Here is an 8,709-nt window from a genome sequence, read left to right on the forward strand (position 1 = left end):
GCCCCGCCCCTGGCGGGTGCGCCCCAGGTGCCGTTCCCACGCGATTCGGCTGGGCAGGGCGTGCCGGTCAGCCCCACGCCGAGCCCTGCGCCGAACCCCGGGCGCGAGCCGGCGACGCCACGGCAGAGCTTCGGAGCCGACCCAGCGGCGGCACAGCAGAACTTCGGACCCGCCCCGGCGACGACACAGCAGGGCCTGGGACCGGACCATGCGGCGGCCCAGCAGGGCCTCGGGCCGGACCATGCGGCGGCGCAGCAGGACTTCGGGGCCGACCCGACGCCACAGCAGGACTTCGGGGCCGACCCGACGGCGGCGGCACAGCAGTCCGCGCCGCCCGGGCCCTACCCACCGCAGCAGGGCGGCCCCTACCCGGCGCAGCAGGCCGGTCCGCCGGGACCGTACCCGCCGCAGCAGGGCGCGACGCCGCCCGGGCCGTACCCGCCCGGCTGGTATCCGCCGCCCTGGCAGCAGGCCGCTCCGGGGGGCCACGCCCCGGCTCCGCAGCAGGCGTACCAGCCGGCGGAGGGGGTCGTCGCGGTGCCGCCGGCACAGCCCGACCCGAACTGGCGCCCGGCGATCACCGACCCGCCGACGGCCGAGGACTTCGCGCGCCGCCGGCAGGTCCGGCCCGCCGACCCGGTGGCCACGATGGGCGTACGGGCGGTGGCCAACCGGATGGGGCTGCGGCTGCCGCCCGGGCGGCACGAGCAGGAGATGCGGCGGGACATCGAGACGGTACGCCGCAACTTCGGCGGGCTGCGCCAGGTGACCGTGGTGAACCCGAAGGGCGGGGCCGGCAAGACGGTGGCCATCCTGCTGCTGGCGATGACGTTCGGCCAGAAGCGCGGCGGCTACGTGCTGGCCTGGGACAACAACGAGACCCAGGGCACCCTCGGGATGCGCGCCCAGCAGGACTTCCACTCCCGTACGGTGCGGGACATGCTGCGGGACCTGGGCCAGTTCCAGGGCGCGCACGGGCGGGTGGGCGACCTGTCGCAGTACGTCCGCTCGCAGGGCGAGGGGATGTTCGACGTCCTCGCCTCGGACGAGTCGGCCACGGGTGGCGAGATGCTCACCGCCGCCGCCTTCGCCGAGATCCGCGAGGTGGTCAGCCGGTTCTACAAGTTGATCTTCGTGGACACGGGCAACAACGTCCGGGCCCAGAACTGGCAGGCCGCCATGGACGCCACCGACCAGTTGGTGGTCACCATGTCGGCCCGCAACGACTCGGCGGAGACGGCCGCCCGGATGCTGGACCACCTGGAGCAGAGCGGCCGGCAGCGGCTGGTACGGCAGGCGGTCACCGTGGTCTCCATGCCGCCGTCGCGCAAGGAGATCGACCTGCCGGCGATCCAGGAGCACTTCGCGGCGCGCACCCGGGCGGTGCTGCTCGCGCCGTACGAGCGGCTCATCGACACCGGCGAGCCGATCCGGTACGGGGGGCTCTCCGCGGCCGCCCGGGACGCCTGGCTGAAGATCGCCGCCGCCGTCGCGGAAGGGCTGTAGGCCCTCGCCGGGCGCGGCGGGATGGTGGGTTCGGACGAGCCGACGGCCGGCGGGACTGACGCCGCGCCGGCCGTCGGCTCGGACGTCAGTTGCTCGCGAGCGCGTCCGCGGCGGCCGGGTCGCAGTCGCGGAGGAACTGGGCGCAGCGGGCCGCCTCGTCCGCCTCGCCGATCTCGTCGGCGGCCCGGGACAGCACGTAGAGGCAGCGCAGGAAGCCCTGGTTCGGCTCGTGCGACCACGGCACCGGACCGAATCCCTTCCAGCCGCTGCGGCGCAGCTGGTCCAGGCCCCGGTGGTAGCCGGTGCGCGCGTAGGCGTACGCCGGGATGACCTGGCCGGCGGCGAAAGCCCGCGCGGCCAGCGCACCCCAGCCGGCGCTGTAGGTCGGGAAGCGCGCCGCCACCTGGGCGTACGCCTCGTCGCTGCCGGCCTGCTCGGCGGCGGCCAGGGCGGCGTCGGCCTCGTCGTGCGCGGGGAGGAGAGTGGCCGGTGGTTCCGGCAACAGGTTCTGCATCGCCCCATTCAACCCGCTTCGCCCAGGGGCGCGCGAGGGGGTTGGGCGAGCCGACTGGCTGAACGGCTGAGGAGTTGGTCACGCCTGCGGCCCATGCCCCGGGCAGATGCTTTCGACTACAACTATTGGTCGGGAGCCTCCCCAGGACCCGGTACCGCGGAAGCCCGGTGGTCACGGCCGCCGGGCTCCCGTCGGTCCAGCGCGGGTGCGGTGCCGCGCGGGTCGGGCGGCCTCCGGCGGCAGGATCGCCGGAGCGCGGAGGGCTCCCAGGTTTGGCCGGTTGACCCGGCGGGGCAGGATGGCCAGGGTGCCGACCCCACCTCCCGCGGACGTCATCGAGCCGCACACCTGCACCGACGAGATCGAGACCCGCGCCGAGTTCGACCGGCGGCTGACCACCGGCAGCCTCGTCGGGCTGACCGTGCAGGGGCTACGGCTCGACCTCGATCCCGTCCCCGACCTCACCGCCGTCGAGGTGACCGGCACCCTCTTCGTGGGCTGCCGCTTCGCCTCCCGGGAGGTCGGCGCCGACCTGGTCCGGCGCGGCGCGAACGTGGTGCCGCCGTTCTCCGGGCTGCCCTACCCGACCCAGCCGTCCCACCTCTACACCCCGGAGGAGCTGGCCGCCGGCTTCGCCGAGGGCGGGTTCGCCGGGATGTACGACACCCGCGTCTACGAGCACTTCCGGGCGCACGGCGGGGCGCTGCCGGACGTCCGGGAGGCGCTCGGTCAACGGCTGCACGACCACGGCGTGGACAACGCGCTGGCCGACGCCACCCGCGCCTGGCTGGCCACCCACGGGCCGCAGTCGGTGGTCGGCATCATGGGCGGGCACGCGGTGCCACGCGGCAGCGCGCCGTACCGGATGGCGGCGGTGCTGGGCTGGGAGCTGGCGCGGGCCGACCGGCTGGTGGTGACCGGCGGCGGCCCCGGGGTGATGGAGGCCGCCAACCTCGGCGCCCACCTCGCGCTGCGGCCGGTCGAGGACCTGGACGCCGCGATCGACCTGCTGGCCGGGGCGCCGGACTTCACCGACCACGACCGCTACACGGCGGCGGCGCTGCTGGTCCGGGAGCGCTACGGCCAGCCGGTGGTGGCGCCCCGGCCCCGGGCCGCCGACGCCGGCAGCGCGTCCCGCGCCGACTCGGCCGCACTGGCCGGCGGCGACGTGGACTGGGCGCGTGCCGGCGGGCTGGCCATCCCCACCTGGCTGTACGGGCACGAGCCGGCGAACCTGTTCGCCGGCCGGATCGCCAAGTACTTCTCCAACGCCATCCGCGAGGACACCATCCTGCGGCTGGCCCGGGGCGGGATCGTCTTCGCCCCCGGCAGGGCGGGCACCGTGCAGGAGGTGTTCCAGGCCGCAACGAAGACCTACTACGGCACCGACGGGGCCAGCGGCGCGTACGTCTTCCTGGACCGCGCGTACTGGACGGACGAGCTTCCGGTGGAGTCGCTGCTGCGGCCGCTGCTGGGCGCCTCGCCGTTCGGCGACCTGTCGTCCTCCGTGCACCTCACGGACGACGTCCACGAGGCGGTCCGGGTGCTCACCGCCGGTTAGGACGGGCACCTTCCTGTCGCATTCCGATGTGCGAGGTGCCCTTCCTGACCGAAGCGACGGCCGGCCCCCCGGGTGGGGAGCCGGCCGTCGGCGGTACGCGTCAGTGCGTCACTGTGCTGAGTGGAGGCCGCTCAGCGCGTCACTTGGCCAGCGTGGTGCCGGTCGAGCGCAGGTGCTCGCAGGCCTCCGCCACCCGGGCGGCCATGCCGGCCTCGGCGGCCTTGCCCCAGACCCGCGGGTCGTACAGCTTCTTGCTGCCGACCTCGCCGTCCACCTTGAGCACGCCGTCGTAGTTGCGGAACATGTGGTCCGCGACCGGCCGGGTGAAGGTGTACTGGGTGTCGGTGTCGATGTTCATCTTCACCACGCCGTAGTCCAGCGCCTCGCGGATCTCCGAGAGCAGCGAGCCGGACCCGCCGTGGAAGACCAGGTTGAGCGGCTTCTCCTTGCCGTACTTGGCGCCGACCGCCTCCTGGATCTGGTTGAGGATCTCGGGGCGGAGCTTGACGTTGCCCGGCTTGTAGACGCCGTGCACGTTGCCGAAGGTCAGCGCCGCCATGTAGCGGCCCTTCTCGCCCAGGCCGAGCGCCTCGACCATGGCCAGGCCGTCCTCGACCGTGGTGTAGAGCTTGTCGTTGATGGCGTTCTCGACGCCGTCCTCCTCGCCGCCGACCACGCCGACCTCGATCTCAAGGACGATCTTGGCCTCGGCGGCCCGGTCGAGCAGCTCGGCCGCGATCTCCAGGTTCTCCGCCACGGGCACGGCCGAGCCGTCCCACATGTGCGACTGGAACAGCGGCTCCTGGCCGGCGGCCACCCGCTCCTTGGAGATCTGCATGAGGGGCCGGACGAACTTGTCCAGCTTCTCCTGCGGGCAGTGGTCGGTGTGCAGGGCGATGTTGACCGGGTACTTCTTGGCCACCTCGTGCGCGTACGCGGCGAACGCCACCGCGCCGGTGACCATGTCCTTGACGGAGGAGCCGGAGAGGTACTCCGCGCCACCGGTCGAGACCTGGATGATGCCGTCGCTCTCCGCGTCGGCGAAGCCCTTCAGCGCCGCGTTCAGGGTCTGCGAGGACGTCACGTTGATCGCGGGGTACGCGTACCGGCCGGCCTTGGCGCGGTCCAGCATCTCCGCGTAGGTCTCGGGGGAAGCGATGGGCATGTCGAACGCTCCTTACTTACCGCTGTCGGCCGTCACCGGCCGCTGTTGTCCCTGGGTGCGCCGGACCGCGCTGTCCACCGTCGGCAGTATCCCGTAGAAGACCGGTGCCGGCACAACCGACCCGGTACGCGCCCGGTCCCTGGCCACCGCCCCACCGCCCCTCCCACCTGTCGGGCACAGAAGACACCGATCAGCCAGGTCGCCACGGCCAGCACGACGGCACCCCGGGACGCGGCCGCGCGACGGCGGCGGCCGCCGACCGGATCAGGAAGCCACCGTCCCATCCTGGCACCGGGAACGGCGGCCGGTGGGTCGATTCGGTCGACTCGGCTTCCGAGCGGCGGGCGGGCGCAACCCGTACGGTGTGTGGGGAACTGTCCGCTGAGATCCCGGGAGGGACTGATATGGGTCAGCCCGAAGAGGACTTCGCACCCAGCGACCACCTCAGCCCCGAGGAACGCGACATGGAGGCGGAGCCGGCCGACGCGATCGAGCAGGCCGCCGCGATCGACCCCGGCGACGCCGACACCGAGCCGCACCGTGGCCTGGAGGTCGACGACTGGGACGCGATGGAGCAGGCCCGGGTGGTCGCCCCCGACGAGGAGGACTACCGCTGAGTCGTACGCGGGCCGGCCGCCTCCGGACGATCCCGGTGACGGCCGGCCCGCGCGTCAGCGGATGCGGTTGACCCGTTCCGGATGCTGCGCCACCCACTGCGCCAGCCGGTCCTCCCGCAGCGCGGCCAGGAACGCGGGGGCTTCCTCCGGGTCCGGTGACAGTCGCCAGCCGAGGCCCTCCGGCGGCCCGACCGGAAGACTGAGCCCGATCGGGTCGACGGACCTCAGATCCGGAAGCACCTTCAGCAGATCCACCAGCGGCGAGCCGTCACTGCCCACGACCAGCTCCGCGCCGACGGTGCCGACCAGGGCGAGGAGCCTGACCGGGTCGGTCAGCACCCCCTGCTCGCCGGCCCGCCGGATCAGCCCGGCGGCGAAGAGCTGCGCGTGCCGGTCCCGGTCGAGCCCGCCCTCGGGCAGTTCCCGCCGCTGCCGCAGCAGGTCGACCGAGGCGGCGCCGTCGAGCCGTTGGCAGCCGCTCGGGAAGACCCGCTTCGTGTGCATGGATGGCACCTCGCGCGGCAGGCAGACCTCCACGCCATCGACCTCGTCGGTGAGCCGGCGCAGCACCGGGTAGGTGAGCACCGCGCCGGCGTTCACGCGTACGCCGGTCAGGTCGGCGACCACCTGGCGGGTCAGCAGGTAGCCGCCTCCCAGGTCGGGCCGGCCCTTGCCGGCGCCGTACAGGAAGGCGGCGTTGAGCTTGTCGATCCCGCGACCGGGAATCGGCACCGCCAGGTCGCGGGGCAGCGAGATGAGGTACGGCCGGCTGCGGTCCGCCGGTATGTGCACCAGCAGTACGGAGTCCGCCAGCCGGGTGGGCTCCTTCGCCGTACCGTCCACGCCGAGCAGCAGGATGTTCAGCGCGCCCGTCGGTGCCGGTCCGGCGGGCTCGGCGAGCAGGGTGGCGTCCTCGGCGACCCGGTCCGGCGTGAGCTGTGGCACCCCGATGCCCAGCACGCCGAGCAGGGCCAGCGCGGCACCGCCGGCCCGGAGCCGCAGCCGGCGACGGCGGCGGGCAGCCGCGAGCCGGTCGATGGCGGACCGCAGCGGGCCGGCGGGCGGGGTCAGGGCCTCGTGCCGGGCGAAGGCGGCCCGCAGTTCGTCCTCGATCATGAGCAGGCCTCCACGTGTTCGGCGCGCAGCGTGGCCAGGGCGCGGGAGATGGACGAGCGGACGGTCCCGACGGCGCAGCCGAGGATGTCGGCGATCTCCGCGTCGGGCAGGTCCTCGTAGTAGCGCAGCACCAGCGTGGCCCGCTGCCGGCGCGGCAGTCCGGACAGCCAGGACCAGACCTGGTCCCGGTCGACGGCGTGCTGGGCGTGGTCGGCCCGCACCGGCACCGCGTCGTCGGGCTCGGCGCGTAGCAGCACCCGCCGCATCCAGGAACCCCGCCGCCAGTCGACGTACTGGTTGGTCAGCATCCGGCGGACGTAGCGCTCGGGCGAGTCGGCGCGGGCCACCCGGCGCCAGTTGAGCTGGACCCGGACCATGGTGTCCTGCACCAGGTCCTGCGCCTGGTGCGGGTCGCCGGTCAGCATGACCGCGTACCGCAGCAGCGCGGCCAGCCGTGAGTCGGCGAACTCCTCGTACGTCACTGCACCTCCCGGACTCCTGCTCCTGATGACGGATGCGGGCGGCCGGAACGTTGCGGCGATCCTGGTCAGCCGTTCGGTCGATGTTTGCCCGCCGGAGGCCGACCGGGCAGCGGCGGTTCTTAAGGAGTCCTTAAGATCCGCTGGCCACTCCTGGCATTCCCACGGGAGGAACCCCCCACATGCTCAAGCACTCCACTCGGCGCTGGCTGGCCGGGCTGGGCGTCGCAGGCGCGCTCGTCGCCGCCTCCGCCTCCCCCGCCGCCGCCGAGGACACCGATGTCGAGCTCGGCGTCTACTTCAGCGACCTGACCGTCGCGGCGGGATCCGAGGGCAAGTACGAATCGCCCCTCATGTTCGCCTCCGAGCCCGTCACCGTGTTCGGCCTGACGGCCCGGTTCGACTACCGCGACTTCGCGGACAAGGTGCAGATCAAGTCGGAGTTCGAGTCCGAGTGCACGTCGCCGGAGGCGGGCGTCCTGGTGTGCACGGACCTCTTCGAGCACGACCTGTACGACTGGGCCTCCGGCTACTTCAACGTGGCCGTCGTGCCCACGGCGGAGGCGAAGGACGGTGACGCCGGCAAGGTCAAGGTCACGGTGAGCGCCGACGGCCTGGCGCCGACGAGCCACACGTCGCAGATCCGGATCGGTGAGGGCGTCGACTTGGCCGGCGGCACGGAGACGGAGGTCTCGGTGGCACCGGGCAGCCGGTTCACCGCGCCGATCGTGCTCGGCAACGCCGGTCAGACCACCGCGAAGGGCGCGGTCGCCGTCTTCGACAACGACCACGCCATCCGTGCCGACAAGCGGCACAGCAACTGCACCTACGAGGGCGACTACCTCCGCACCTGCCGCTTCTCGGCCGACGTGGCCCCGGGGGCCGTCCACTCGGGTTCCCTGGCGTACCAGCTGGGCGCGGACACCTACGCCCCGGGTAGGGACTACGGCTACTACAACTGGATGACTGTCGCCGAGTTCGAGGACTTCAGCAAGTACCTGACCGACAACGGCGTCTCCGTCGGCAAGCCGGGTGACGGCGAGCCCCTGAGCCTTTCGGCTCCGAACGTCCGGGCCCGCTCGTCCCAGGTCGACATCAACCCGGAGAACAACTGGTCGAGCCTGGAGGTCACCGCCACCGGCACGAACGGCACCGACCTCGAAGCCGTCGGCGACTCGGTGACGGCGAAGGCGGGCGAGCGGGTCACCGCGACCGTAGGTTTCCGCAACAACGGTCCTGCCACCCTCGACTACCAGCGCGGCGGGTCCTCCGTGACCTACATGGAGGTCGCGATTCCCGAGGGCACCACCGCGGTCGACGCCCCCGACGAGTGCATGCCCGTGAAGGGCGAGGACCGGGGCGAGCCGGGCGAGCCGGGCGCCCGCACCTACTTCTGCTACGCCCAGCCGCTCCTCAAGGCCGGCGACGCGGAGACCTTCGAGTTCGGACTCCGGATCGACAAGGTCGTCGCCAACGCGACCGGCACCGTCGACATCAACATCCCGTGCCAGTGCGACGGGGGCTTCTCCAAGGACCTGAAGCCGGCCAACGACACCGCCAAGCTCCTGGTGAACGCGGCCGGCAACGGCGGCGGCAGCGGAGGCGGTGACGGTGACGGTGGCGGCGGCACGCTGCCGATCACCGGTGAGTCCACCGGCCTGATCGCCGGCATCGGCGGGCTGCTGCTCGTCGCCGGCGTCGGCGGCTACGTGGTCACCAAGCGCCGCAAGACCCACTTCGTCGCCTGACCC

At 73.0% G+C, this 8,709-nt stretch carries 7 protein-coding genes and 1 pseudogene; 4 read left to right on the forward strand and 4 right to left on the reverse strand.

Annotation, left to right across the window (positions count from 1 at the left end):
* Positions 1-1,506, forward strand: a pseudogene (locus F6X68_RS34415) (chromosome partitioning protein); the annotation flags it as partial.
* 85 nt (positions 1,507-1,591) lie between these two features.
* Here the strand turns inward: F6X68_RS34415 and F6X68_RS26930 are convergent.
* The gene (locus F6X68_RS26930) at positions 1,592-2,020 is read right to left on the reverse strand and encodes a DUF3151 domain-containing protein (RefSeq protein ID WP_132235196.1); all 429 of its coding nucleotides are present in this window, start codon (positions 2,018-2,020) and stop codon (positions 1,592-1,594) included.
* Between the two features lie 307 nt (positions 2,021-2,327).
* Here F6X68_RS26930 and F6X68_RS26935 point away from each other — a divergent pair, with 307 nt between their 5' ends.
* Positions 2,328-3,581: an LOG family protein gene (locus F6X68_RS26935; RefSeq protein ID WP_370518993.1), complete on the forward strand. Its 1,254-nt coding sequence runs from the start codon at positions 2,328-2,330 to the stop codon at positions 3,579-3,581.
* A 139-nt stretch (positions 3,582-3,720) separates the two neighbouring features.
* Here the strand turns inward: F6X68_RS26935 and fbaA are convergent, their stop codons facing one another.
* The gene (gene fbaA, locus F6X68_RS26940) at positions 3,721-4,746 is read right to left on the reverse strand and encodes a class II fructose-bisphosphate aldolase (protein WP_151456893.1); all 1,026 of its coding nucleotides are present in this window, start codon (positions 4,744-4,746) and stop codon (positions 3,721-3,723) included.
* Positions 4,747-5,150: 404 nt separating this feature from the next.
* Here fbaA and F6X68_RS26945 point away from each other — a divergent pair, with 404 nt between their 5' ends.
* A complete protein-coding gene (locus tag F6X68_RS26945) occupies positions 5,151-5,363 on the forward strand; it encodes a hypothetical protein (RefSeq protein ID WP_151456894.1) in 213 nt (70 codons plus the stop codon).
* 54 nt (positions 5,364-5,417) lie between these two features.
* Here F6X68_RS26945 and F6X68_RS26950 read toward each other — a convergent pair whose 3' ends face one another.
* Together F6X68_RS26950 and F6X68_RS26955 are read right to left on the reverse strand one after the other, a co-directional pair.
* Positions 5,418-6,479 (reverse strand): LCP family protein, encoded by a 1,062-nt coding sequence (locus F6X68_RS26950; RefSeq protein ID WP_151456895.1) that lies wholly within the window; start codon positions 6,477-6,479, stop codon positions 5,418-5,420.
* Positions 6,476-6,961 (reverse strand): SigE family RNA polymerase sigma factor, encoded by a 486-nt coding sequence (locus F6X68_RS26955; RefSeq protein WP_151456896.1) that lies wholly within the window; start codon positions 6,959-6,961, stop codon positions 6,476-6,478. The genes F6X68_RS26950 and F6X68_RS26955 overlap by 4 nt, the downstream gene beginning before the upstream one ends.
* 179 nt (positions 6,962-7,140) lie before the next feature.
* Here F6X68_RS26955 and F6X68_RS26960 point away from each other — a divergent pair, with 179 nt between their 5' ends.
* Positions 7,141-8,706 (forward strand): LPXTG cell wall anchor domain-containing protein, encoded by a 1,566-nt coding sequence (locus F6X68_RS26960; protein WP_151456897.1) that lies wholly within the window; start codon positions 7,141-7,143, stop codon positions 8,704-8,706.
* The last annotated feature ends 3 nt before the right edge of the window (positions 8,707-8,709 follow it).

The sequence above is a fragment of the Micromonospora sp. AMSO12t genome (assembly GCF_008806585.1).
In the GTDB taxonomy this organism is placed as follows: Bacteria; Actinomycetota; Actinomycetes; order Mycobacteriales; family Micromonosporaceae; genus Micromonospora; species Micromonospora reichwaldensis.